Source organism: Pseudomonas sp. 30_B (assembly GCF_017491605.1).
Classification (GTDB): domain Bacteria; phylum Pseudomonadota; class Gammaproteobacteria; order Pseudomonadales; family Pseudomonadaceae; genus Pseudomonas.
On the sequence record NZ_JAFGYY010000024.1, the window covers coordinates 28784 to 53281 of the forward strand.

A 24498-nucleotide genomic window follows, 5' to 3' on the forward strand; every position below is an offset into this window, starting at 1 on the left:
CCCCTAGCACCCTAGGGGGAAGTCTCCGCAATGCTGGTACTCGCCCCGATTACCCCCGCCCCTCCCCTTCCCTAGTCTTGCGTGCACTGTCGTGAAAGCGGCAGGCAAACAAAAAAACGTGTCACGCAATCAGACACTTTCGGCTGCCCCTGCCTTGCGTACAGAGGCGCCTGGTTACCTACAACAACAACGAGCTCGACGTGCTTGGCCATCTGCCTTCACCCGCTTCAGGAGCCAGTAACCGTGACCCCGCAATCCCCACACCCGCAATCCGTCCGTGCTTCGCGCTATTCCTGGTATGTCGTCGTGCTGTGCATGGTGGCGTATATCTTCTCCTTCGTTGACCGGCAGATCCTCTCGCTGATGATCGAGCCAATCAAAGCCGACCTGCAGATCAGCGATACCCAGTTCAGCCTGCTCAGCGGGCTGGCCTTCTCGCTGTTCTACGCCTTCATGGGCCTGCCCATCGCGTATCTCGCCGACCGCTCCTCGCGGGTGAAGATCATCGCCATCGGCGTGGCCTTCTGGAGCTTCGCCACCGCCGCGTGCGGGCTTTCGAAAAACTTCCTGCAGATGTTCCTGGCGCGTATGAGCGTGGGCGTCGGCGAGGCCGCGCTGACACCGGCGACCTACTCGATGCTTGCCGACCTGTTCCCCAGGGACAAGCTCGGCCGCGCGCTGGGGCTGTACTCCATGGGCGCGTTCCTCGGCGGAGGCCTGGCCTTCCTCGTCGGCGGCTATGTGATCGAGGCATTGCGCGACGTGCCGGCCATCGACCTGGGCTGGCTGGGCCCGGTGCGCTCCTGGCAGATCGCCTTCTTCATCGTCGGCCTGCCCGGCGTGCTGGTGGCGCTGCTGATCGCGCTGACCATCCGCGATCCGGCGCGCAAGGTAGCGAACCCGGAGCACAAGGCAAGCATCGGCGACGGCCTGCGCTTCCTGCGTCGTCACCGAGCGACCTTCACCTGCCACTACCTGGGTTTTTCCTTCTTCGCCATGTGCCAATACGCGCTGATGGGCTGGGCGCCGGCCATGTACATCCGCCAGTACGGCCTGACGCCGCTGGAAGTGGGCTACATCCTTGGCGGCATCCTGCTGGTGCTCAACACCGCCGGAGTGTTCTGCGCCGGCTGGCTGGTGGACATGCTGCAGAAGCGCGGACGCAGCGACGCCGCGATGATCAGCGGCATGCTCGGCGCCGCCTGCACCATTCCCTTCGTCATCGGCTCGGTGACCGCCGGCAGCCTGCAGCTGTCGGTGCTGCTGATGGGCCCCGCGATGTTCTTCTGCGCCTTCTGCATCTCCACCTCGGCGGCCGCCATGCAGGTGCTGACGCCCAATCGCCTGCGCGCGCAGGTGTCAGCGCTGTTCCTGCTGGTCTCCAACCTGATCGGCCTGGGCGTCGGCACCACCCTGGTGGCGCTGCTCACCGACCAGTACTTCAAGGACCCGAAGGCTGTCGGCTCGTCCATCGGCATCATCGTCACCCTCGCCGGGCTGCTCTGCCTGTGGCTGCTGGGCAGCGGTCGCAAGCATTTCCGCCGCAGCCTTGGCCAGGAGCAGACGGCTCAGCCTGAAGCCATGCCGCTGGACAGCACCGCCGCCGCGAACTGATCGCGCCCGCCTCGACAAGACGTACGCCCGTTCGCCGGCGTGGTGCCCTGCGCCCCGGCGAACGGCACCCAGGAGATGACGATGTTCCGTAATCGCTTTGCCGGTGCGCTGCTGTCCAGCGCGCTGATGCCCCTCTGCGCCCAGGCCGACCTGATCGACGACAGCCGCCTGGACACCACCCTGCGCAACTTCTACATGCTGCGCGACTATCGCCAGGAAAACGCTCCGCAATCCCAGGCGGGCAGTTGGTCGCAAGCTGTGCTGGCGAGGTTCAGCTCGGGCTTTACCCAAGGCACCATCGGCGTCGGCGTGGACTTCACCGGCTTCTACGCCCTGAAGCTCGACGGCGGCGCCGGCACCAGCAACGACAGCAACCTGCCCTACGATCGCAGCACCGGCGAGCCGGTGGATGACTTCAGCCGCGGCGGCGCCACGCTCAAGCTGCGCTATTCGAAGACCACGCTGAAGGTCGGCCTGCTGGAGCCGCGCCTGCCGGTGATCTTCCAGGACGATGTGCGCGTGCTGCCGCAGACCTTCCAGGGCGCGATGCTGGAGTCGAAGGAGTCGGATCGCTTCAGGTTCACCGCCGCGCAGCTCTGGAACACCAGCACCCGCGCCTCCAGCGACCGCGAGTCGTTCTACCTGGCCACCCGCCCCGCCAGCCAGGACAGCAACAAGCTGAACCTGGGCGGCGTCGATGCGCAGTGGACGCCCGGCCTGTCCACCAGCTACTACTTCGCCCAGCTCGAGGACATCTACGACCAGCACTACGTCGGCGCCAACTTCAAGCAACCAGTGGGCGAGAACACCGCGCTGCTCGGCACCCTGAGCTACTTCCACAACGAGGAATCCGGGCAGGCGCTGGCCGGGCGTATCGACAACCGCGCCTACGGCGCACGGCTCGGCGTGAAGCATGGCGGCCACACGCTCTCGGCCACCTACCAGCGCATGCTTGGCGAAGACATGTTCCCCATGCTGCTGGGCAACACCCCGCAGCCGTACCTGGTCAACTGGGTCACCAATGGTGGTTTCTTCTGGGCCCAGGAGCGCTCCTACCAGCTGCGCTACGACTACGACTTCGCCAGCCTCGGCCTGCCGGGCCTGACCCTGATGACGCGCTACACCAAAGGCACCGACATCGCGCGGCCGGGGCAGGGCGACGGCCACGAGTACGAGCGCGATAGCGATATCGGCTACACGATCCAGAGCGGACCGCTGAAGACGCTGTCGTTCCTGATGCGCACCTCCACGGTCCGCAGCAGCTACTCCAGCGATTACGACGAGGTGCGCTTCATCACCAGCTATCCGCTGGCGTTCTGAACCCCGGAAATGCGGAAGCCCCCTGGCGGGGCTTTCGTCTGTTACTCGTCGTCGCCGCTGGCGGTCACGGCGCCCAGGCAACACAGGCGGTGCTCCTGCTCGCCGGAGTGCAGCACCCAACTCTCTTCGCCGGCCTGGTAGCGCGCCTCCATCACCTCGTTGTAGGTGAAGGCCCACTGGCGACGGTCACGGCCGTCGATGGATTCGATCAGCAGCACCACCTCTGCGCTGGCGAACGGCTGGTCCGCATGGGCGGCCGCATCGGCCTGGTCCAGCAGCGACTCGTTCAGCTCGAACTGCCAGGCGTGCAGACCGTCGATCAACAGCATGTCGGCGGTTTCCAGCTGATCCAGCAGGTAGGGAGTCGTGGTCATGGCAGGCACTCGGCAATGGGCAGGCCATCATCATAGAGCAAAACCCATTGCCGGCCCTCCTCTCCTCCTAATCAGCCAGTGCTGCCAGCACACCACGCAGCCGCTCGACAGTGGCCGGAGCGCAGGGCTGCATCGGCTCGCGCAGCTCATCGACGATCAGCCCTTGCAGAGCCAGCGCCGCCTTGACCGCCGCGGGATTGGGCTCGGCGAACGCAGCCTGGATCCACGGCAGCAGGCGGAAGAAGGTCGCCCGCGCGCCTGCCAGGTCGCCCGACTCCACCTGACGCTGCATCCGCACATAGAGATCGGCACGCACATGGGCGGATGCGGAAATCGCCCCGGCGCCGCCCTGGCAGAGGTTGTTGAAGATCTGCAGGTCCTCGCCCGTCAGCACCTCGACCTGGCCATCGGCGATCAAGGCCAGGGTGGTCTCCAGGTCGCCGCCGCAATCCTTGATCGCGGCAATGCGCGGATGGCGCACGATGCGCCGCAGGGTGTCGCGCTCGATGCGTACGCCGGTGCGGTAGGGAATGTCGTAAAGCACCACCGGCACACTGGCGGCATCGGCAACGGTCTGGAAGAACGACTCCAGGCCCGCCTGCGACGGCCGGATGTAGTACGGAGCCGGCACCAGCAGACCGGCCAGCGGACGACGCTGGATCTCCTGCTGGAAGGCCAGCAGCTCGCGCAGGTTGTTGCCCGCCAGTCCCATGATCACCTGCTGCGACGGTACCCACTGCAACACGGCATCGAGGACGGCGAGCTGCTCCTCATGGCTCAGTGCCGCTGCCTCCCCGGTGGTACCGCAGACCACGAAGCCGGCAACGCCGTCTTCCAGCAGCCGGGCGACCAGGGTGTGCAGCGCGGCGAAGTCGACTTCCCCGGCACGGAAGGGCGTGGCCAGGGCCACCCAGATTCCTCGAAACGTAGACATGCAAAAACTCCTTGTGGCTGACCGTCTGGTCGCCGTCAGGGAGGGATGCGGGAATCAAGCGGGGAGTGTTCCAGACCGTGCGCCTTGTGTCCTGTCAGCCCATCTGACGGGACAGCACGCCCCGGTCAAATGAGCGACTGTTTCTTCGATTTCTTGGCAACCACGACGCATGCGCCGGCCTGGGCAGAAAAGCCCGGAAGCGGCAGCGAGGAGTCGAGGTTGGCAAGCATGGGCAATTGGCGTGTGGGAAATCAGGCCACCGATACTGCGCAAGGTCCTAGGCGCCTGTCAACCGTGTCCTAGGGTCTATGCTGGTTCGACCACCTTGCAGCCGGGGGAGACTCGACAGATGAACGATCGCGAACTGGGCCAGTCCGGACTGGTCATTCCACCCCTGGTGTTCGGCGGCAATGTGTTCGGCTGGTCGGCGGACGAAGCCACCTCCTTCCGGCTGCTGGATGCGATTGTCGACGCCGGGATCACCTGCATCGACACGGCCGACGTGTATTCGCGCTGGGTGGAGGGACACGTCGGCGGCGAGTCGGAAACCCTGATCGGCAAGTGGCTGAAGAGGACCGGCAAGCGCAACCAGGTGCAGATCGCCACCAAGGTCGGTATGGACATGGGCAATGGCCACAAGGGGCTGTCGGCGGTGTACATCGAGCAAGCCCTGGAACGCTCGCTCAGGCGCCTGCAGACCGACTACATCGATCTCTACCAGGCCCACTGCGACGATCCGCACACCTCCCTGGAGGAAACCATGGGCGCCTTCGCCGAGGCGGTGGAAAACGGCAAGGTGCGCGTGATCGGTGCCTCCAACCTCGATGCCCGGCGCCTGCGCGAGGCGCATGCCGTCTGCGACCACCTGAAGCTGCCGCATTACCAGAGCCTGCAGCCCAACTACAACCTCTACGACCGCGCCAACTACGAGACCAACCTGGAACCGACGGTGCAGCAACTGGGGCTCGGAGTGATCAGCTTCTATTCCCTGGCGGCGGGCTTTCTCACCGGCAAGTACCGCAGCGAGACGGACCTGAACAAGAGCAGCGTGCGTGGCTACAAGGTGAAGAACTTCATGAACGCGCGCGGCTTCGCCATCATCGATGCGCTGGAAGAGGTGGCCGGCGAGCTGAACGCGACGCCAACGCAGGTCGCCCTGGCCTGGCTGATGGCGCGGCCGAGCATCACCGCGCCGATCGCCAGTGCGTCGAAGCTGGAGCAGTTGCCGGACCTGATCGCGGCGGTGGACCTGAAGCTCAGTGACGAAGCGATCCAGCGACTGAACGCCGCCAGCGCGTATTGAAGGACGGGGCGACCTGTAGGAGCGAGCTTGCTCGCGAACCGCCCAGCTCAAGCGTGAGAGCGTTCGCGAGCAAGCTCGCTCCTACAACAGCATCAGGCTTTCGTAGGAGCGGACTCCGTCCGCGATTGGCATCCGGTTAACTTCGGATCTCGAACCGATCCACATCCAGATAGGCCGGGAAGCGCTCGCGGTAGGCCGCCAGCTCCGCCGCGCTCAGGGCAACATGGAACACACCGTCCGCACTGCCGGCTGCCAGCAGGTTGTCGCCCTGGAAGTCCAGCACCTGGCTGTCGCCGGAATAGGCGTGCCCCTTGCCGTCTTCGCCCACCCGGTTGACCGCCGCGACGTAGCAGAGGTTTTCGATGGCCCGCGCCGGCAGCAGACGGTTCCAGTGCTGGCGCCGCGCGGCCGGCCAGTTGGCGGTGTAGAGCAGCAGGTCGGTGTCCTGGGGATCGCGGCTCCACACCGGGAAGCGCAGGTCGTAGCAGACCAGAGGGCGAATCCGCCAACCCTTCCACTCCAGCAGCACCTGCTGCTCGCCCGGTGTGTAGTGCTTGTGCTCGCCGGCCATGCGGAACAGGTGGCGCTTGTCGTAGTGCTTCACCTCGCCGTCCGGGCGAGCCCAGAGCAAGCGGTTGCGATAGCTGCCATCGGCGGTGCGAATGATCACACTGCCGCAGACCACGGCGTCGAGCTTCGCGGCCTGCCCACGCAGCCAGGCGTAGGTCTCGCCCTCCTCCGCCTCGGCCAGCGTCTCGGAGTCCATGGAAAAGCCGGTGGTGAACATCTCCGGCAGGATCACCACGTCCGCACCACGGGCGCTTTCCAGCAGCGCGTCGAAGCGCTCGCGGTTGGCCCTGGCGTCGTGCCAGACCAGCGTGGTCTGCACCAGGGCCAGCTTCAAGTCGGGCAGTTGGCTCAGATCGCGCATAGTCTTTCCGCCGCCTGGCGCAGCGTCTCCTCTTTCTTGGCGAAGCAGAAGCGCACCAGGCGCATGTCCGCCGGGGGCTGCTGGTAGAACACCGAGACCGGGATGGCGGCCACGCCGTGCTCGCGGGTCAGCCATTCGGACATGGCGACGTCGTCCAGGTCCGGACGAATCGCCGAGTAATCGACCACCTGGAAGTAGGTGCCGGCGGCACGCTGGAAGCGGAAGCGCGAGCTTTCCAGCAGGTCGCAGAACAGGTCGCGCTTGGCCTGGTAGAAGGCCGGCAGCTCGTGCAGGTGCTCGGGGTGCGCGGCCATGAAGTCGGCCAGCGCCCACTGCAGCGGGGTCACGCCGCAGAAGTTCACATACTGGTGGATCTTGCGCATTTCCGCCGACAGCGCCGGCGGCGCCACTACGTAGCCAGTCTTCCAGCCGGTGACGTGGTAGGTCTTGCCGAAGGAGCTGATCACGAAGGCGCGCGGGTACAGTTCGTCGTGGGCCAGCACACTGGCATGCTGCACGCCGTCATAGATCAGGTGCTCGTAGACCTCGTCGCTGATGACATAGATCTCGCGGTCGCGGATCAACGCGGCCAGGCGGTCCAGGTCGGCTCGGTCGATCAGCGCGCCGCTGGGATTGTGCGGGCTGTTGAGGAAGATCAGGCGGGTGCGCGGCGTGATGGCGTCAGCCATGCGCTGCCAGTCGATGCGGAAGTCCGGCAGGCTCAGCGGCACATGCACGCAACGGCCGCCGGCCAGCTCCACCGAGGGCTCGTAGCTGTCGTAGCAGGGATCGAGGACGATGGCCTCGTCGCCCGGGCGGATCAGCGCCTGCACCGCGCAGAAAATCCCTTCGGTCGCGCCCGGGACGATGGTCACCTCGGCATCGGCGCTGACCTTGCGGCCATAGAAACTGGCGACCTTGGCAGCGACCTGTTCGCGCAGGGCCGGCAGGCCGGTCATCGGGCTGTACTGGTTGTGCCCGGCCATCACGTGGCGGGCGACGGCTTCGAGCAATGGCGCGGGACTGTCGAAGTCGGGGAAACCCTGGGAGAGGTTCAGCGCACTGCATTCGGCGGCGAGCTGGGACATGCGGGTGAAGATGGTGGTGCCGACGTTCGGCAGTTTGCTGGTGAGCATGGCGTGACTACAGGCTGCGGGCGATGAGAGGGAGGCCCTACTCTATCGCCTACAGCCTTACGCCTGAAGTCCGACAGCGTTATTTACGCTTGTCTTTCTTCTTCTTCTCGGCCTTCTTGTGGTGCGACATCAGCCGGCGCTTCTTGTTGACCTGGCGCTCGGTGAGCTGGGTCTTCTTGCCCTCGAACGGGTTGTCGCCGCCCTTGTACTCGATGCGGATCGGCGTACCGACCAGCTTCAGCACACGGCGGTAGGTCTTCTCCAGATAACGCGTGTAGGCCTTGGGCACCGCGTCCACCTGATTACCATGGATCACGATCAGCGGCGGGTTTGCACCGCCCAGGTGCGCATAGCGCAGCTTGATGCGACGGCCGTTGACCATCGGCGGCTGGTGAACCTGGATGGCGTCTTCGAGGATCTGCGTGAGCTTGCTGGTGGGCCAGCGGGTCACGGCGGAACGGAAGGAGTCCTGCACCGACTTGTACAGGTGGCCGACACCGGTGCCGTGCAGCGCGGAGATGAAGTGGATGTCGGCGAAGTCGGCGAACATCAGCCGGCGTTCGAGTTCGGTCTTCACGTACTCGCGCTCGGCCGACTCCATGCCGTCCCACTTGTTCAGCGCGATGACCAGCGCGCGGCCGGTCTCCAGCACGAAGCCGAGCAGGTTGAGGTCATGCTCGACCACGCCTTCGCGGGCGTCCATGACGAAGATGACCACGTTGGCGTCCTGGATCGCCTGCAGGGTCTTCACCACGGAGAACTTTTCCACCGCCTCGAAGATCTTGCCGCGGCGGCGTACGCCGGCGGTGTCGATCAGGGTGTACTTCTCTTCGTTGCGCTCGAAGGGGATATAGATGCTGTCGCGGGTGGTGCCGGCCTGGTCGTACACGATCACCCGCTCTTCACCGAGCATGCGGTTCACGAGCGTGGACTTGCCGACGTTGGGGCGACCGATGATGGCGATCTTGATGCCATCCTTCTCGCTCGGGCCGGGGATGCGCTTGGCTTCCTCGCCCTCGGCGACCTCTTCCAGCTCGCTCGGCAGGTCGTTATCTTCCGGCGCCTCAGGCTCGGGCGCGAACATCTCGCCCAGGGCTTCCTGCAGCATCTGGGTGATGCCACGGCCGTGGGCGGCGGCGATCGGGATCGCGTGGCCCAGCGCCAGCGGGCTGAACTCGGCGCGGGCGATGTCCGGATCGACAGTATCGACCTTGTTGGCCACCAGGAAGCTGCGCTTGTTCTTCTTGCGCAGGTGCTCGGCGATCATCTCGTCGGCGGCGGTCAGGCCGGCGCGGGAGTCGACCATGAACAGGACGGCGTCGGCCTCTTCGATGGCCTGCAGCGACTGCTCGGCCATCTTGGCGTCGATACCCTCTTCGTCACCGGAGATACCGCCGGTATCGATGACGATGAATTTCTTGCCCTGCCACTTGGCCTCGCCGTACTGGCGGTCACGGGTGAGCCCTGCGTACTCGGCGACGATGGCGTCACGGGTGCGGGTCAGGCGGTTGAACAGGGTGGACTTGCCGACGTTCGGGCGGCCCACCAGGGCTATTACGGGAACCATGCGGCTCTCCAGGAAATTTCAGATTTTCAGAAAACACGACGGCCGCTGCCGTTTTTCACGGCAGCGGCCGGCAGTAACACCCAGCTTAGCGGAGCGTGTAGGCGACCAGCTTGCCGCTGTTGCCGAACACGTACATCCAGTTGCCGACCACCAGCGGGCGAACCCGTACACCGTCGCCGTCGACCTTCTCGCGGCCCACGAAACGACCGTCCACCTGGCTCAGCAGGTGCACGTAGCCTTCCAGGTCACCGACCACCACGTTGCTCGAGAACACGGCCGGAGCGGACAGCTGGCGGCGAGCCAGGGCATCGTTGCTCCACAGCGAGGACGAGCCGCGGGAATCCAGGCTTTCCACAGTGCCGGTGGCCTGGCTGATGAACACGCTGCCGGTACCTTCGGCAACGCCGACGTAGCTGGAGGCTTCACGCTGCCAGAGTACACGGCCGGTGCTCTCGTCCAGCGCCGCGGCACGGCCCTGGTAGCTGGCGACATAAAGCACGCCATCTGCCAGCAGCAGGCCGCCGTCGATATCGACCACGCGGTCCAGTTCGGAACGGCCCTGCGGGATGGCCACGCGCTGCTCCCACACCGGAAGACCACGCTGCACGTCCACGGCGACGACCTTGCCGCTGGCGAGACCCGCCAGCGCCAGACGGCCATCGATCAGCGGAGCGCCAGTGCCACGCAGGGTCAGCACCGGTACGGTGCCTTCATAGAGCCAACGCTGGTTGCCGGTTGCAGCATCGAAGGCGACCAGTTTGTCGTCCTGGGTCTGCACCACCACCACGTCGCCGTTGGTGGCCGGGGCGGCCAGCACTTCGCTGGTGACCTTGGCGCGCCACTTCTGCTCGCCGCTGCCGGCGTCCAGGACGATCACGTCGCCCCGCATGGTGCCCAGCAGGACCAGCCCGTTGCCTACGCCAACGGCGCCGGAAATCGGCAGGTCGAGATCCTTTTTCCACAGTACGTCGCCGCTTTCGCGCTGGATCGCCATGACCCGGCCTTCGGCGGACGCGGCGTAGATGGTCTGGCCATCCACTGCCGGTTCGAGCAGGTTGTACAGCTCGCCCTGGCCGTCACCGACCGAACGGCTCCATTGCTTCTCCAGACGGACCTCTTCCTTGAAATCGGTGAGCTCCGCCGGTGGCAGTTCTTTCTTGCTGTTGCTGCTGCAGCCCACGGCCAACAGGGTCAGCGCGAGCAGCGCGGCATGTTTCCAGCGCAGCATGTCAGGCGTCTCCCTTGGCCAGGTCGTCGAGCTTCATCTGCAGGGCGCCGACGGCGGCGTCTTCCGGCAGAGCGGCCTTGGCCTTCTCGTAGGCGCTGCGCGCCTCGTCGTCACGCTTGAGCTGGACCAGCAGGTCGCCGCGCAGTTCTTCGCGAGTGGCAACGTAAGCCTTGTCGACGCTGCCGTCGAGCAGCTTCAGGCCTTCCTCGGCCTTGCCCTGGGCGCTCAGCACACGGGCCAGGCGCTGGCGAGCCAGCTCACCGAGGGTGACGTCCACCGGCTTGTCGACGATGGCCTTGAGTTCCAGAACGGCGTCGTCCAGCTTGCCGCTGTCCACCGCGACCTTGGCGACGAACAGGCGGCCATACTGGGAGTACGGGGTGCCGGCGTATTCGCTGGTCAGCTTGTTGGCCAGCTCGGCGACCTTGGCGGTATCCGGTTTGCCGGCGGGATTCAGGGCGGTTTCCAGCAGGGCCTGGTAGATCACCGAGGCACCTTGGGCCTGATTGTTCTGGTACTTCTTCCAGGCCTGCCAGCCGAACACCACCACCAGCGCCAGAGCGGCACCGGTCAGCAGGGGCATGCCGTTGCGCTGCCACCAGTCCTTGATGTCCGCCAGTTGTTCTTCTTCGGTACGCGTACTCACCCCAATACTCCTATCCGCTCGGTTCTCAAGCCTGCTTGAGGCAGGCTGCCAGGTGCTCGGGCAGAGCGTCCCAGGCGATGTTCTGTTGTTCGCCCTCGCCACGCAGGGGCTTGAAACCTACCACGCGGTTGGCCAGTTCGTCGTCACCCAGAATCATTGCGAACTGTGCACCGCTCTTGTCGGCCTTCTTGAACTGGCTCTTGAAGCTGCCACCGCCGGCATTGACCAGCAGGCGCACGCCGGGGATGGCGTCACGCAGGCGCTCGGCGAGAGTCAGGCCGGCGAGTTCGGCGGCTTCGCCGAAGGCGCAGAGGTAGAGGTCGGCCGGACGGCTGAGTTCCTCGGGCACCAGGCCCAGGGTCTCCAGCAGCAGCACCAGGCGCTCGACGCCCATGGCGAAGCCCACGCCCGGCGTCGGCTTGCCGCCGAACTGGCTGACCAGGCCGTCGTAGCGGCCCCCGCCGCACACGGTTCCCTGGGAGCCGAGCTTCTCGGTGACCCACTCGAACGCGGTACGGCAGTAGTAGTCCAGGCCGCGCACCAGTTTCTGGTTGATCTCGTAGCGCAGGCCGACCGCATCCAGGCGCGCTTTCAGGCCCTCGAAGTGGGCGAGCGACTCTTCGTCCAGGTAGTCGTGCAGGGTCGGCGCGCCGACCAGCAGGGCCTGGGTGCTTTCCACCTTGCTGTCGAGGATACGCAGCGGGTTGGTGGTCATGCGGCGCTGGCTGTCTTCGTCGAGCTGGTCGAAGCGATCCTTGAGATAGGCGACCAGCGCATCACGGTAGCGCGCGCGGGCTTCGCTGGAGCCCAGGGTGTTGAGCTGCAGGGTTACCGCATCGGCCATGCCCAGCTTCTGCCACAGCCGCCAGGTGAGGATGATCAGCTCGGCGTCGATGTCCGGGCCGGGCAGGTTGAAGACTTCCACGCCGATCTGGTGGAACTGGCGGTAGCGGCCCTTCTGCGGCTTCTCGTAGCGGAACATCGGGCCGGTGTACCAGAGCTTCTGCACCTGGCCACCACCGGAAAGACCGTGTTCGAGCACGGCGCGCACGCAGCCAGCGGTACCTTCCGGACGCATGGTGAGGGATTCGCCGTTGCGATCGAGGAAGGTGTACATCTCCTTGTCGACCACGTCGGTGCCTTCACCGATGCCGCGGGCGAAGAGTTCGGTGAACTCCAGGATCGGCATGCGGATTTCTTTGTAGCCGTAGCCATCGAGCAGCTCGGCAAAGGTACTTTCCAGATAGCGCCAGGCCGGGGTCTGCTCCGGCAGGATGTCATTCATGCCACGGATGGCTTGCAGGGACTTGCTCACGTAGGGTCCTTGTTGCGGTCAGCCGCGCACGATCAGTGCGGCGTCGGCCTCGGCCTTCTCGGCCGCTTTTTCGCGGATCAGCCGTTCCAGCTCATCCACCAGGTTTTCGTTCTGCAGCTTCTGCGCCGGCTTGCCGTCGATGTAGATCAGGTTGCTCGGCGTGCCGCCGGTGAGGCCGATGTGGGCCTCCTTGGCTTCGCCGGGGCCGTTGACCACGCAGCCGATCACGGCGACGTCCAGCGGAACCAGCAGATCCTCCAGACGGCTTTCCAGGTCGTTCATGGTCTTCACCACATCGAAGTTCTGCCGCGAGCAGCTCGGGCAGGCGATGAAGTTGATGCCACGGGAGCGCAGGCGCAGCGACTTGAGGATGTCGAAGCCGACCTTGATCTCTTCCACCGGGTCGGCGGCGAGCGAGATGCGGATGGTGTCGCCGATGCCTTCGGCGAGCAGCATGCCCAGGCCCACGGCGGACTTCACGGTGCCCGAACGCAGGCCACCGGCTTCGGTGATGCCCAAATGCAGGGGTTGCTCGATTTCCTTGGCCAGCAGGCGGTAGGCGGCCACCGCCATGAACACGTCGGAGGCCTTCACGCTGACCTTGAAGTTCTGGAAGTCCAGGCGCTGGAGGTGATCCACGTGACGCATGGCCGATTCCAGCAGGGCTTCCGGGGTCGGCTCGCCGTACTTCTTCTGCAGGTCCTTCTCCAGGGAACCGGCGTTGACGCCGATCCGGATCGGAATATTGCGATCGCGGGCGGCATCCACCACGGCTTTCACCCGGTCTTCACGACCGATGTTGCCCGGGTTGATGCGCAGGCAGTCGACGCCCAGTTCGGCTACGCGCAGGGCGATCTTGTAGTCGAAGTGGATGTCGGCGACCAGCGGAACCCTGACCTGCTGCTTGATCTTGCCGAAGGCCTCGGCGGCGTCCATGTCCGGCACGGAGACGCGCACGATGTCGGCGCCGGCGTCTTCCAGGCGACGGATCTGGGCCACGGTGGCGGCCACATCCAGGGTATCGGTGTTGGTCATGCTCTGCACGGCGATGGGGGCATCCCCCCCCACCGGCACGTTACCCACCCAGATCTTGCGGGACGGGCGACGTTTGATCGGAGACTCGCAATGCATCTTACTGTCCACCCAACGTCAGGCGCGCGGTACCGCCGCGCGCCGGTGTCACTTCGACCGGCTGGCCGTTGTAGCTGACCTGCGCACCGCGGGCAAAGCCCAGGCGCAGCTGAACCGGAGCCTTGGCTGCCAGCTCCAAGGTGTCACCCTTGCGCTTGAGCGAGCCGAACAGGACCTTGCCATCGGCATCGGTGACCTGGGTCCAGCAGTCCTCGGTGAACTGGATCTTGACCACGCCCTGGCCGGCGGCGGCGACTACCGGAGCGGCAACCGGGGCCGTCGGAGCAGCCGGCGCGGCTTCCACCGGGGCAGCCGGCGCGACAGGAGCGGCCGGTTGCTGGGCAGCGGGTTGCTGCACGGGCGCGGCCGGAGCAGTCTCGGTGGCGACAGGCGCCCCCGGAACCGCCGGAGCGGCGGCAACCGGCGGCGTGCCCTCGGCCGGAGCCTCGGCAGCCGCGTTATCACCGGCCGGTTCGGCAGGCACTGTCGAGGGGTTGGCCTGATCTTCGGCAACCGCCTGGTCTTCCGGCTCGTCGAGGGTATGGATTTCGGTGGTGCCGTCGGCGCTCTCGACCTCGACATGCTCCATGTTCAGGCTGCCGCTTTCGGCGGTGCGGGCAGCACGCTCCTGCCACCAGAAGTAGCCAAAGCCGATCAGCAGGGCGAGCAGCACCAGGCTGAACAGGCGCAGCAGGTTGCGCGACAGGCGTACCGGCTCGACCACTCGGCCGAGGCTGTGCACGTTGCTGCCGGTGGCGTCGGTGCCGGTGTACTGGTCGAATGCCTGGACCATCTGCCCCTGGTCCATGCCCAGCAGCTTGGCGTAGGCGCGGACGTAACCACGGGCGAAGGTGTGGCCCGGCAACTGGTCGAAAGAGCCCTGCTCCAACTGACGCAGGGAGTGCTCGGTCAGGTTCAGCTGGCCCGCAACCTGGGCAACGCTCCAACCTTTGTTTTCGCGCGCCTGGCGCAGGGTGTCGCCAGGATTGGCGCGGGTCGTGCCGATGACATCGGACTGCGACGTACTCATCATTTATCCGCCTGGTATGCCTGGTATTCAGGAGAAGCGGGATACAGGCGCTTGAGTTGCAGCCCGTAGCTGGCAGCGGTATCCCGGTCGTCGAAAATCTTCGCCAGTCGAATGCCCAGCAGCAGGCTGCGCGCGGTCTGCGGGCCCTGCTTGAGGTATTCCTGGTAGTAGGCTCGCGCAGGAACGTACTGACGATCCTGGTAATTGAGTTCGGCCATCTCGATCAGCGCGCTGGGCTGATTGCGATTGAGGCGAATGGCCTTCTCGAAATATTCCTTGGCCTGCTCGCGCTGCTTGAGCTGCAGGCTGACCAGCCCGAGGTTCTCGAAGATGCGCGAACGCTCGGGATACAGGCCATCCTCGGCGGCCTTCATGTAGACGTCGTAGGCTTCCTTGTAGCGTTTCTGCTCGAACAGGAAGCCGCCGTAGTTGTTCAGGATGCGCGCATCGTCCGAACGGGACGAAAGCGCCTTGCGGTATTCGGTCTCGGCCAGCTGCGGCTCCATCTCGGTCTGGTAGACCGCAGCCAGTGCAGCGTGAGCGTCGGCACTCGACGGGTCCAGCTCCAGCGCCTGGCGCAGCGGGACCTTGGCCTGCTCGGCATTGCCGCCGCGCAGGTAGCCGATACCCAGCTGGACGTAGGCATCACGTGCCTCTTCCCGGCCCTTTTCGGTTTTCAGAGGATCCTGTTTACCAGACGTCACGCAACCCGTCAGCACGGTTGCCAACAGCATGAACAGCGCGGCGCGCAGGGTCATCGGAATCCTCCCCAGGTCAGTTTCGATCGGCGGCGTTCGACGCCTGCTCATTTTCCGTCGCCAACTGGCGGACGGCGATATAGCGTTCGCTGCGGCGGGTGCGGTCCATCACCTGGCCCACCAGTTGACCACAGGCAGCATCGATGTCGTCACCACGGGTGGTACGCACCGTTACATTGAAGCCGCCTTTGTGCAGCATGTCCTGGAAACGGCGGATGGCGTTGTTGCTCGGCCGCTCGTAACCCGAATGCGGGAACGGATTAAACGGAATCAGGTTGATCTTGCAAGGGAAATCCTTGAGCAATGCGATCAGTTGCTCGGCATGCTCGGGCTGGTCGTTGACGTTGGCCAGCAGGGTGTACTCGACGGTCAGCACGCGCTCCTTGCCCAGGCGCGTGATGTAGCGATAGCAGGCATCGAGCAGCATATCCAGCGGGTACTTCTTGTTGATCGGTACCAGCTTGTTGCGCAGTTCGTCGTTCGGTGCGTGCAGCGACAGGGCCAGGGACACGTCGGTCACCTCGGCGAGCTTGTCGATCATCGGCACCACGCCGGAGGTGGAGAGGGTCACCTTGCGCTTGGAAATGCCGTAGCCGAGGTCTTCCATCATGATGCTCATGGCGCTCACGACGTTGTCGAAGTTCAGCAGCGGCTCGCCCATGCCCATCATCACCACGTTGGTGATGGCACGGTCGATCTTGCCCGGGACGGTCCCGAACGATTGGTTGGCGATCCACACCTGGCCGATGATCTCGGCGGAGGTCAGGTCGCTGTTGAAGCCTTGCTTGCCGGTGGAGCAGAAGCTGCAGTCCAGCGCGCAACCGGCCTGGGACGACACGCACAGGGTGCCGCGGCCGCCTTGCGGGATGTACACGGTCTCGACGCAACTGCCCGAGGCCACGCGCACCACCCACTTGCGGGTACCGTCAGAGGAAATGTCCTGGCTGACGATCTCCGGGGGACGAATTTCGGCAACGGCCTTGAGCTTTTCGCGCAAGGCCTTGCCGACGTTCGTCATGGCGTCGAAATCGACGGCGCCAAAGTGGTGAATCCATTGCATCACCTGGCCGGCGCGGAAGCGCTTTTCACCGATGGACTCGAAGAATTCCTCGAGCTGGGGCTTGGTCATACCCAGCAGGTTGGCCTTTACAGCGGTATCAGCAGTCATGGATTCACCCTCGCTCATTCGCCGAAATCAGCGAATGCGCTCGCACACCTCGGTGCTGGAGAAGAAGTAAGCGATTTCGCGAGCAGCGGAAGCTTCCGAGTCGGAACCGTGTACGGCGTTCTCGTCGATGGAAACGGCGAAGTCGGCGCGGATGGTGCCGGCGTCGGCTTTCTTCGGATCGGTGGCGCCCATCAGCTCACGGTTGCGCAGGATGGCGTCTTCGCCTTCCAGAACCTGAACAACGACCGGGCCGGAAGTCATGAAGGCAACCAGGTCCTTGAAGAAGGGACGCTCTTTGTGCTCGGCGTAGAAACCGCCAGCTTCGCGCTCGGACAGCTGAACCATCTTCGAAGCGACAACGCGCAGGCCGGCTTTTTCGAAGCGGGTCAGGATTTCGCCGATGACGTTCTTGGCAACAGCGTCGGGCTTGATGATGGAGAAGGTACGTTGCAGGGCCATGGAAATAACTCCGGAAAGCAAGGTTGGTAAAGCCAAGAAGCCCCTGGCGTTGGCCAGGAGCTCCTGTGATTCAAGGGTTTGCCGCGGGCGACGCCCGGCGGGCGGCGGCGCGGGACCGCCTCCGACTGCGCGGGGACGGTAGCTGAAGAAATTCCCTCGGGAATTTTTCGACAGCACACCTAAAGATAAAACCCGCGAATTATACGCGGGTTCATGACAAATGGGTACGCGGCAAGCGTGCCGCGCGCCCTCAGTCGAGCTCTTCGATCCAGGCGGCCTGGATGGCCTCCAGGACCTTTTCACCGCCCCGGGAGGGATCGTCGCTGAATTCCGGCAATGCCAGCACCCAGCGGTGCAGATCGACGAAATTCACGTAGCGGGGATCGACATCCGGCTTGGATTCGGCCAACTGGATGGCGATTTCGAGCACATCAACCCATTTCAGACTCATCGTTGGCGCTCCGCTCAGTGACCTTCGGAAACCTGGTTGATGGTGTACTTCGGAATCTCGACCACCAGATCCTCTTCACCCACCACGGCCTGGCAGGACAGGCGCGAATCCGGCTCAAGACCCCAGGCCTTGTCCAGCATGTCGTCCTCCAGCTCGTCGGAAGCCTCCATGGAATTGAAGCCTTCGCGCACGATGACGTGGCAGGTGGTGCAGGCGCAGGACATCTCGCAGGCGTGCTCGATCTCGATGCCGTTGCGCAGCGCCGCCTTCATGATGGTTTCGCCCGGCTGGGCCTCGATCACCGCACCTTCCGGGCAATGTTCGGCGTTCGGCAGAAATACGATCTGCGGCATCTTGGCTTATTCCTCGATTTCGTTGAGCCGGCGACCGGCCAGTGCGGCCTTGACGGTGGCGTCCATACGGCGCGCGGCAAAGGCGTCGGTCACCTGGGACAGGCGCTTGATCTGTTGTTCGATGGCGGCGGTGTCGCTGCCGGCGGCCAGTTCGCGCAGGGATTCCATGCTGGCGTCGATGGCCAGGCGTTCCTCGGCGTCGAGCAGGCGCTCGCCGTCAACGTCCAGCGCGGACTGCACGGCTTCCAGCAAACGCTGGGCCTCGACCTGCTGTTCGCGCAGGGCGCGGGCAGCCATGTCGTCACCGGCATACTGGAAGGAATCCTGCAGCATGCGGGCGATCTCGCCATCGGTCAGGCCGTAGGACGGCTTGACCTGGATGCTCGCCTCGACGCCCGAAGACAGCTCGCGGGCGGAAACGCCCAGCAGCCCGTCGGCGTCGACCTGGAAGCTGACACGGATCTTCGCCGCACCAGCCACCATCGGCGGAATGCCACGCAGCTCGAAGCGCGCCAGGGACCGACAGTCCTTGACCAGCTCACGCTCGCCTTGCAGCACGTGAATCATCATGGCCGTCTGGCCATCCTTGTAGGTGGTGAACTCCTGGGCGCGGGCCACCGGAATGGTGGTGTTGCGCGGGATCACCTTCTCCATCAGCCCACCCATGGTTTCCAGGCCAAGCGACAGAGGGATTACGTCCAGCAACAGCAGCTCTTCGCCGCGCTTGTTGCCGGCCAGGGCATCGGCCTGGATGGCGGCGCCGATGGCAACCACCTGGTCCGGGTCGATATCGGTCAGCGGCTCGCGGCCGAACAGCTCACCCACCAGCTCGCGCACGCGCGGCACGCGGGTGGAACCGCCAACCATGACCACGGCGCTGACCTCTTCCAGCTCAACGCCGGAATCACGCACGGCGCGACGGCAAGCCTTGAGGCTGCGCTGGATCAGCGGATCGATCAGCGATTCCATGTGCGAGCGACTCAGCTCGCCACTCCAGCCTTCGTAGGCCACCGCAACACTGGCACTGTCGGTCAGAGCTTCCTTGGCGGCGCAGGCGGCCTGCAGCAGGCGGCGCTGGGCGCCCGGATCGAGATCGGCCGAGATGCCCGACTGCTCGATGATCCAGCCGGCGATGGCATGGTCGAAGTCATCGCCGCCCAGCGCGCTGTCGCCACCGGTGGCCAGAACCTCGAAGACCCCGCGGGTCAGGCGCAGGATGGAAATATCGAAGGTGCCGCCGCCCAGGTCGTAGATGGCGACCACGCCCTCGGCGTTCTTGTCCAGGCCATAGGCCACGGCGGCAGCAGTCGGCTCGTTGAGCAGGCGCAGCACGTGCAGGCCAGCCAGACGCGCCGCGTCCTTGGTAGCCTGGCGCTGGGCGTCGTCGAAATAGGCGGGGACAGTGATCACCGCACCCACCAGCTCGCCACCCAGGGTGGATTCGGCACGCTGGCGCAGGGTACGGAGGATTTCCGCCGAGACTTCCACCGGGCTCTTGGCGCCCTGGACGGTCTCGATAAACGGCATGTGCGACTCGCCCTGGGTGAAGCGGTACGGCAGTTGGCCACCGAGTTGCTTCACATCCTCCAGGCCACGGCCCATCAGGCGCTTGACCGAGATGATGGAGTTCAGCGGGTCCAGGGCTGCGCCAAGGCGCACGCTCTCCCCCACCTCGACATGATCGGCGAGATAACGCACTGCCGACGGCAGGATGACCTCGCCGCGCTCATCGGGCAGAGGCTCGGCAACACCGCTGCGTACGGCAGCGACCAGGGAATTGGTAGTGCCCAGGTCGATCCCCACTGCCAGTCGACGCTGGTGTGGATGGGGACTTTGTCCGGGCTCGGCGATCTGCAGTAGGGCCATGCGGTTTCTAATCAGGCTTATCGGGCGCGGCGCGGGCCACGCGGATTAATCGTCGAGTCGCTCTTCCAGTTGACGCACTTCCTGCGCCAGCTTGTCGAGGAACTGCATGCGCCGCACCAGGCGTTCAGCCAGGTCGCGGCGGGCGGCGTCATCCCAGCAGTCGGCGAACTCGGCATCCAGCTGGTGCTGGGCCGCTTTCAGCTGACGCTTGAAATACGCCACGCCATCGAGATCGGCGCTGTCCTGCAGGTCTTCCAGCTCCTCTCGCAGACGCATCTGCTGCAGGAGGAACTCCGGGTCCTGCACCGTGGCTTCGAGCGGCAACGCATTGCCGCGCAGGGCCAGCAGGTATAGGGCACGGCGCGGCGCGCTCTTCAACGTCTGGTAGGCGTCGTTGAGCTCGGTGGCCTTTTCCATCGCCAGCCGCTGCTCGCGCTCGGAGGCATCGGCAAAGCGATCCGGATGAACGTTACGCACCAGCTCGCGGTAGCGATTGCCCAGGGCTTCCAGATCGATCCGGAAGTCCGGCTGCAGGTCGAACAGCGCGAAGTGACAGGGACTACCCACACCCAGCCTCAGACGTTGAAGCTTTCGCCGCAGCCACACTCACCGCGCACGTTCGGGTTGTTGAACTTGAAGCCCTCGTTGAGGCCTTCCTTGGTGAAGTCCAACTCGGTGCCGTCGAGATATACCAGGCTTTTCGGGTCGATGATGACCTTCACGCCATGACTCTCGAACACCTGGTCCTCGGCTGCCAGTTCGTCGACGAACTCCAGCACGTAGGCCAGCCCGGAACACCCGGTGGTACGCACGCCAAGACGAATGCCCTCGCCCTTGCCGCGCCCTTCGAGGGAGCGGCGAACGTGGTTGGCGGCGGCTTCGGTCATGCTGATGGCCATGGGAACTCCTTACTCAACGATCGCGATTCAGAGAAGACCTTTCTTCTGCTTGTAGTCGCGCACGGCCGCCTTGATGGCGTCCTCGGCGAGTACCGAGCAGTGGATCTTCACCGGCGGCAGGGCCAGTTCTTCGGCGATCGTGGTGTTCTTGATGGATTCGGCTTCGTCCAGGGTCTTGCCCTTCATCCACTCGGTGGCGAGGGAGCTGGAGGCGATGGCCGAGCCGCAGCCGTAGGTCTTGAACTTGGCGTCTTCGATGACACCCTGCTCGTTGACCTTGATCTGCAGGCGCATCACGTCGCCGCAGGCCGGCGCGCCGACCATGCCGGTGCCGACGTCCGGGTCCTCGGCATTGAGCTTGCCGACGTTGCGCGGGTTTTCGTAGTGGTCGATGACCTTGTCACTGTAAGCCATGGCTAATCCTCACTTCTATGGGGCGGGTCAGTGGGCCTGCCATTCGACCTTGGACAGGTCGACGCCCTCTTTGTACATATCCCACAGCGGCGAGAGTTCACGCAGCTTGGAAACGGCTTCCACCACCTTATTGGCGGCATAGTCGACCTCTTCTTCAGTAGTGAAGCGGCCGAAGCTGAAACGGATGGAGCTGTGCGCCAGTTCGTCGTTGCGACCCAGGGCGCGGAGCACGTAGGACGGCTCCAGCGAGGCCGAGGTGCAGGCGGAGCCGGACGAGACGGCCAGGTCCTTGAGCGACATCATCAGCGACTCGCCCTCGACGTAGTTGAAGCTGACGTTGAGGATGTTCGGTGCGTAGGAAGTGGCGCTGCCGTTGACATACAGCTCTTCCAGGCCCTGGACCTGCTCGAAGAAGCGCTTGCGCAGACCTTCGATGCGGGCCATTTCCTGGTGCATTTCTTCCTTGGCGATGCGGAAGGCTTCGCCCATGCCGACAATCTGGTGGGTTGCCAGGGTGCCCGAACGCATGCCGCGCTCGTGGCCGCCACCGTGCATCTGGGCTTCCAGGCGTACGCGCGGCTTGCGGCGCACGTACAGGGCGCCCATGCCTTTGGGGCCATAGACCTTGTGGGCGGAGAAGGACATCAGGTCGACCTTGAGTTTTTCCAGGTCGATGTCGATCTTGCCGGCCGACTGGGCGGCGTCGACGTGCAGCAGGATGCCGCGGGAGCGGGTCAGCTCGCCGATGGCGGCGATGTCGTTGACGCTGCCGACTTCGTTGTTCACGTGCATGACCGACACCAGGATGGTGTCCTCACGCAGCGCGGACTCGACCATCGCCGGGGTGATGATGCCCTCGGGAGTGGGCTCCAGGTAGGTAACCTCGAAACCTTCGCGCTCCAGCTGGCGGCAGGTATCCAGGACCGCCTTGTGCTCGATCTTCGAGGTGACGATGTGCTTGCCCTTGGTGGCGTAGAAGTGCGCAACGCCCTTGATCGCCAGGTTGTCGGACTCGGTGGCACCGGAAGTCCAGACGATCTCGCGGGGGTCGGCATTGACCAGCTCGGCGACCTGGCGACGTGCGTTCTCGGCTGCTTCCTCGGCCTTCCAGCCGAAGACGTGGGAGCGCGACGCCGGGTTGCCGAAATTGCCATCTACCAGGAGGCAGTCAGCCATTTTCTGAGCGACACGCGGGTCCACCGGGGTTGTGGCGGAGTAGTCGAGGTAAATCGGCAATTTCATCAGGTAACTCCTACAGGCGGGCGTTCGCTCAATCGATGGCGGACGCTTCAATCTTGTCGAGGCGCGGCGTCTTGCTGCTCGAGCAGCGGCGCTCGTCCTGGCGCTGGGCCACCTCTTGAACTTCGCGGCGTTCGACCAGGTCGGCCAGGCTGATGCCGCTGAGGAACTCGTGAATCTGCTGGCTGAGGTCGCACCACAGGTGGTGGGTCAGGCAGGTATCGCCGGAGTGGCAGTCGCCCTGCCCCTGGCAACGGGTAGCGTCGACCGACTCGTTGACCGCATCGATCACCTGGGCGACGTGGATGCCGGTCATGTCGCGGGACAGCTGGTAGCCGCCGCCCGGACCGCGCACGCTGACCACCAGGTTGCCACGGCGCAACTTGGCGAACAGCTGTTCCAGGTAGGACAGGGAAATACCCTGGCGTTCGGAAATATCGGCGAGAGAAACCGGGCCACGCTGGGCGTGCAACGCCAGATCGAGCATGGCGGTGACGGCGTAGCGGCCTTTGGTGGTCAATCGCATGGGGAAATCCGGAAGAATCGCTGGTGTAGGGGAAGTATGCTCTTTTCCGACTATTTAGGTCAACTATAAGCCCTATTACTTTAGTCGGAATTAGCCAGCGAGGCGGCGCAGTATGTTAGCAGAGAGCCAGCGTCGGCGCATCACTGCGCCGACTTGCTGTCCTCGGTGTCTTTCACGCCGGCGAAGTCCTCTTCACGCAGAACGGGAAGATCTTTCGCACAGTAGTCGCTACCCAGAGCCGTCAGCGCCTTGCACATGCCCTCTAGGCGACCATCGACCGCCTGCAGGTGGTCGAGCAACTGACCAATGGCACGCGCCACCGGGTCGGGCATGTCCTGACTCACGCCGTAGGCATCGAAGCCAAGCTTCTCGGCCATGGCCTGGCGCTTGGCGGCCTGGTCGGCATCGTCCTTCATGATGATCCGGCCAGGAATACCTACGACGGTAGCCCCTGGCGGCACCTCTTTCGTCACCACCGCGTTGGAGCCCACCTTGGCGCCGGCACCGACAGTGAACGGACCGAGCACCTTGGCGCCCGCCCCCACCACCACGCCGTCGGCCAGGGTGGGGTGACGCTTGCCCTTGTTCCAGCTGGTGCCACCCAGGGTCACGCCCTGGTAGATGGTCACGTCGTCACCGATCTCGGCGGTCTCGCCAATAACGATACCCAGGCCATGGTCGATGAAGAAACGACGACCGATCTTGGCGCCGGGGTGGATCTCGATACCGGTCATCCAGCGCCCGAAGTTGGACACCATGCGCGCCAGCCACTTCCAGCCGGACGTCCACAGGGCATGGGCCAGACGATGCAGCCACACCGCGTGCAGCCCCGGGTAGCAGGTGAGCACCTCAAAGGCATTGCGCGCCGCCGGGTCACGATGGAATACGCTCTGGATATCTTCGCGCACACGCTCAAACATCTTCATCACTCCGCTTGGAAAGCTCCCCACGGGCAGCTTTCTGTGTTTCGGTCAGAATACCCCGCAGGATATTCATCTCCAGCTTGCTGACACCGGCGCGGCCATACAGCCGACGCAGGCGCGACATCAAATGGCGCGGCTTCTGCGGGTCGAGGAACTGGATATCTACCAGGGTCGACTCCAGGTGCGCGTAGAAGCGCTCCAGCTCATCCGAGGTCACCGGAATGCTATTGAGCATGGCGGTGGATTCGACCTTCTCCTGCTTGGTCGGCTGGCCTTGCGCCGCCAACCAGGCCATGCGCACTTCATAGACCAGCACCTGCACTGCCGTCGCCAGGTTCAGCGAGCTGAACTCGGGATTGGCCGGGATATGCACATGGAATTGACATCGCTGCAATTCCTCGTTGGTCAGACCCGCGTATTCGCGACCGAACACCAGCGCCACCTCGCCGCCCTGCTGGACGTGCTGCAGGCTGGTGGTAGCGCACTCGCGGGGGTCGAGCAGCGGCCAGGGAATGCGACGGTCGCGCGCACTGGTACCGAGCACCAGGCTGCAGCCGGCCAGGGCATCTTCCAGGGTCGACACGACCACGGCCGCATCGAGGATGTCATCGGCACCCGAAGCACGGGCACGCGCCTCGCCACTGGGGAAATCCATCGGATCGACCAGCACCAGGCGCGACAGGCCCATGTTCTTCATTGCACGGGCCGTACCGCCGATATTGCCGGGGTGACTGGTATTGACCAGCACCACGCGAATTCTGTCGAGCAACGCCAGCGACTCCACACAAAAGCGAAAAAGGGAGGGAATCCTACCGCAGCAGTGGGTCTTGCGCCACGCAGGCGACAGGTCGCTCTATGAGCGCCATGGTTTTCTGTTAGAATACTCGGCTTTCTTTAACGACCCAGGTGACCT

26 protein-coding genes are annotated in these 24498 nt (G+C 64.6%); 3 read left to right on the forward strand and 23 right to left on the reverse strand.

Going from position 1 to position 24498, the window contains the following annotated elements; genetic code table 11:
- Positions 1–243 precede the first annotated feature (243 nt).
- A complete protein-coding gene (locus J5M67_RS22160) occupies positions 244–1614 on the forward strand; it encodes an MFS transporter (RefSeq protein WP_207887472.1) in 1371 nt (456 codons plus the stop codon).
- An 81-nt stretch (positions 1615–1695) separates the two neighbouring features.
- A complete protein-coding gene (locus J5M67_RS22165; RefSeq protein WP_207887473.1) occupies positions 1696–2934 on the forward strand; it encodes an OprD family porin in 1239 nt (412 codons plus the stop codon).
- Between the two features lie 41 nt (positions 2935–2975).
- Here J5M67_RS22165 and J5M67_RS22170 read toward each other — a convergent pair whose 3' ends face one another.
- Both J5M67_RS22170 and dapA read right to left on the reverse strand, forming a co-directional pair.
- Positions 2976–3308, reverse strand: coding sequence for a DUF5629 family protein (locus tag J5M67_RS22170; protein ID WP_207887474.1), 333 nt, complete (start codon positions 3306–3308; stop codon positions 2976–2978).
- 67 nt (positions 3309–3375) lie between these two features.
- Positions 3376–4242: a 4-hydroxy-tetrahydrodipicolinate synthase gene (gene dapA / locus J5M67_RS22175; RefSeq protein WP_207887475.1), complete on the reverse strand. Its 867-nt coding sequence runs from the start codon at positions 4240–4242 to the stop codon at positions 3376–3378.
- A 349-nt stretch (positions 4243–4591) separates the two neighbouring features.
- Between dapA and J5M67_RS22180 the strand changes: the two genes are divergently transcribed.
- On the forward strand, positions 4592–5545 hold the full coding sequence (locus J5M67_RS22180; protein WP_207887476.1) for an aldo/keto reductase: 954 nt from the start codon (positions 4592–4594) through the stop codon (positions 5543–5545).
- Between the two features lie 136 nt (positions 5546–5681).
- On the opposite strand, the gene J5M67_RS22185 is transcribed toward J5M67_RS22180, so the two are convergent.
- The 21 genes from J5M67_RS22185 to trmJ all read right to left on the reverse strand — a co-directional run bounded on the left by J5M67_RS22185 (position 5682) and on the right by trmJ (position 24354).
- On the reverse strand, positions 5682–6476 hold the full coding sequence (locus J5M67_RS22185) for an amidohydrolase (RefSeq protein WP_207887477.1): 795 nt from the start codon (positions 6474–6476) through the stop codon (positions 5682–5684).
- Complete coding sequence (locus tag J5M67_RS22190) at positions 6464–7612, reverse strand: pyridoxal phosphate-dependent aminotransferase (protein WP_207887478.1); 1149 nt, start codon at positions 7610–7612, stop codon at positions 6464–6466. The genes J5M67_RS22185 and J5M67_RS22190 overlap by 13 nt, the downstream gene beginning before the upstream one ends.
- Positions 7613–7691: 79 nt before the next feature.
- Complete coding sequence (der, locus tag J5M67_RS22195; RefSeq protein ID WP_207887479.1) at positions 7692–9179, reverse strand: ribosome biogenesis GTPase Der; 1488 nt, start codon at positions 9177–9179, stop codon at positions 7692–7694.
- Positions 9180–9264: 85 nt separating this feature from the next.
- The gene (bamB, locus tag J5M67_RS22200) at positions 9265–10407 is read right to left on the reverse strand and encodes an outer membrane protein assembly factor BamB (RefSeq protein ID WP_207887480.1); all 1143 of its coding nucleotides are present in this window, start codon (positions 10405–10407) and stop codon (positions 9265–9267) included.
- A gap of 1 nt (position 10408) precedes the next feature.
- Complete coding sequence (locus tag J5M67_RS22205; protein ID WP_207887481.1) at positions 10409–11053, reverse strand: YfgM family protein; 645 nt, start codon at positions 11051–11053, stop codon at positions 10409–10411.
- A 25-nt stretch (positions 11054–11078) separates the two neighbouring features.
- The gene (gene hisS / locus J5M67_RS22210; RefSeq protein ID WP_207887482.1) at positions 11079–12368 is read right to left on the reverse strand and encodes a histidine--tRNA ligase; all 1290 of its coding nucleotides are present in this window, start codon (positions 12366–12368) and stop codon (positions 11079–11081) included.
- A gap of 18 nt (positions 12369–12386) precedes the next feature.
- Positions 12387–13499, reverse strand: coding sequence for a flavodoxin-dependent (E)-4-hydroxy-3-methylbut-2-enyl-diphosphate synthase (gene ispG, locus J5M67_RS22215; protein ID WP_207887483.1), 1113 nt, complete (start codon positions 13497–13499; stop codon positions 12387–12389).
- Position 13500: 1 nt separating this feature from the next.
- Complete coding sequence (locus tag J5M67_RS22220) at positions 13501–14532, reverse strand: RodZ family helix-turn-helix domain-containing protein (RefSeq protein WP_207887484.1); 1032 nt, start codon at positions 14530–14532, stop codon at positions 13501–13503.
- Positions 14529–15287, reverse strand: coding sequence for a type IV pilus biogenesis/stability protein PilW (pilW, locus tag J5M67_RS22225; RefSeq protein WP_207887485.1), 759 nt, complete (start codon positions 15285–15287; stop codon positions 14529–14531). Before pilW ends, J5M67_RS22220 begins: the two co-directional genes overlap by 4 nt.
- Before the next feature lie 16 nt (positions 15288–15303).
- Positions 15304–16455, reverse strand: coding sequence for a 23S rRNA (adenine(2503)-C(2))-methyltransferase RlmN (rlmN, locus tag J5M67_RS22230; RefSeq protein WP_207887486.1), 1152 nt, complete (start codon positions 16453–16455; stop codon positions 15304–15306).
- 27 nt (positions 16456–16482) lie between these two features.
- Complete coding sequence (gene ndk / locus J5M67_RS22235) at positions 16483–16914, reverse strand: nucleoside-diphosphate kinase (protein WP_015478499.1); 432 nt, start codon at positions 16912–16914, stop codon at positions 16483–16485.
- 250 nt (positions 16915–17164) lie between these two features.
- Positions 17165–17365 (reverse strand): Fe-S cluster assembly protein IscX, encoded by a 201-nt coding sequence (iscX, locus tag J5M67_RS22240; RefSeq protein ID WP_207887487.1) that lies wholly within the window; start codon positions 17363–17365, stop codon positions 17165–17167.
- 14 nt (positions 17366–17379) lie between these two features.
- Positions 17380–17718: an ISC system 2Fe-2S type ferredoxin gene (fdx, locus tag J5M67_RS22245; protein ID WP_015478501.1), complete on the reverse strand. Its 339-nt coding sequence runs from the start codon at positions 17716–17718 to the stop codon at positions 17380–17382.
- Between the two features lie 6 nt (positions 17719–17724).
- Positions 17725–19584: a Fe-S protein assembly chaperone HscA gene (gene hscA / locus J5M67_RS22250; RefSeq protein ID WP_207887488.1), complete on the reverse strand. Its 1860-nt coding sequence runs from the start codon at positions 19582–19584 to the stop codon at positions 17725–17727.
- A 45-nt stretch (positions 19585–19629) separates the two neighbouring features.
- Positions 19630–20151 (reverse strand): co-chaperone HscB, encoded by a 522-nt coding sequence (gene hscB / locus J5M67_RS22255; RefSeq protein ID WP_207887489.1) that lies wholly within the window; start codon positions 20149–20151, stop codon positions 19630–19632.
- 8 nt (positions 20152–20159) lie between these two features.
- Positions 20160–20483, reverse strand: coding sequence for an iron-sulfur cluster assembly protein IscA (iscA, locus tag J5M67_RS22260; protein ID WP_207887490.1), 324 nt, complete (start codon positions 20481–20483; stop codon positions 20160–20162).
- A 27-nt stretch (positions 20484–20510) separates the two neighbouring features.
- Positions 20511–20897, reverse strand: coding sequence for a Fe-S cluster assembly scaffold IscU (gene iscU, locus J5M67_RS22265; protein ID WP_015478505.1), 387 nt, complete (start codon positions 20895–20897; stop codon positions 20511–20513).
- Between the two features lie 27 nt (positions 20898–20924).
- Positions 20925–22139, reverse strand: a complete 1215-nt coding sequence (locus J5M67_RS22270) for an IscS subfamily cysteine desulfurase (protein ID WP_207887491.1) — start codon at positions 22137–22139, stop codon at positions 20925–20927.
- 28 nt (positions 22140–22167) lie between these two features.
- Positions 22168–22662: a Fe-S cluster assembly transcriptional regulator IscR gene (iscR, locus tag J5M67_RS22275; protein WP_207887492.1), complete on the reverse strand. Its 495-nt coding sequence runs from the start codon at positions 22660–22662 to the stop codon at positions 22168–22170.
- A gap of 140 nt (positions 22663–22802) precedes the next feature.
- Positions 22803–23582, reverse strand: coding sequence for a serine O-acetyltransferase (cysE, locus tag J5M67_RS22280; protein WP_207887493.1), 780 nt, complete (start codon positions 23580–23582; stop codon positions 22803–22805).
- A complete protein-coding gene (gene trmJ, locus J5M67_RS22285; protein WP_207887494.1) occupies positions 23575–24354 on the reverse strand; it encodes a tRNA (cytosine(32)/uridine(32)-2'-O)-methyltransferase TrmJ in 780 nt (259 codons plus the stop codon). The genes cysE and trmJ overlap by 8 nt, the downstream gene beginning before the upstream one ends.
- Between the last annotated feature and the right edge of the window lie 144 nt (positions 24355–24498).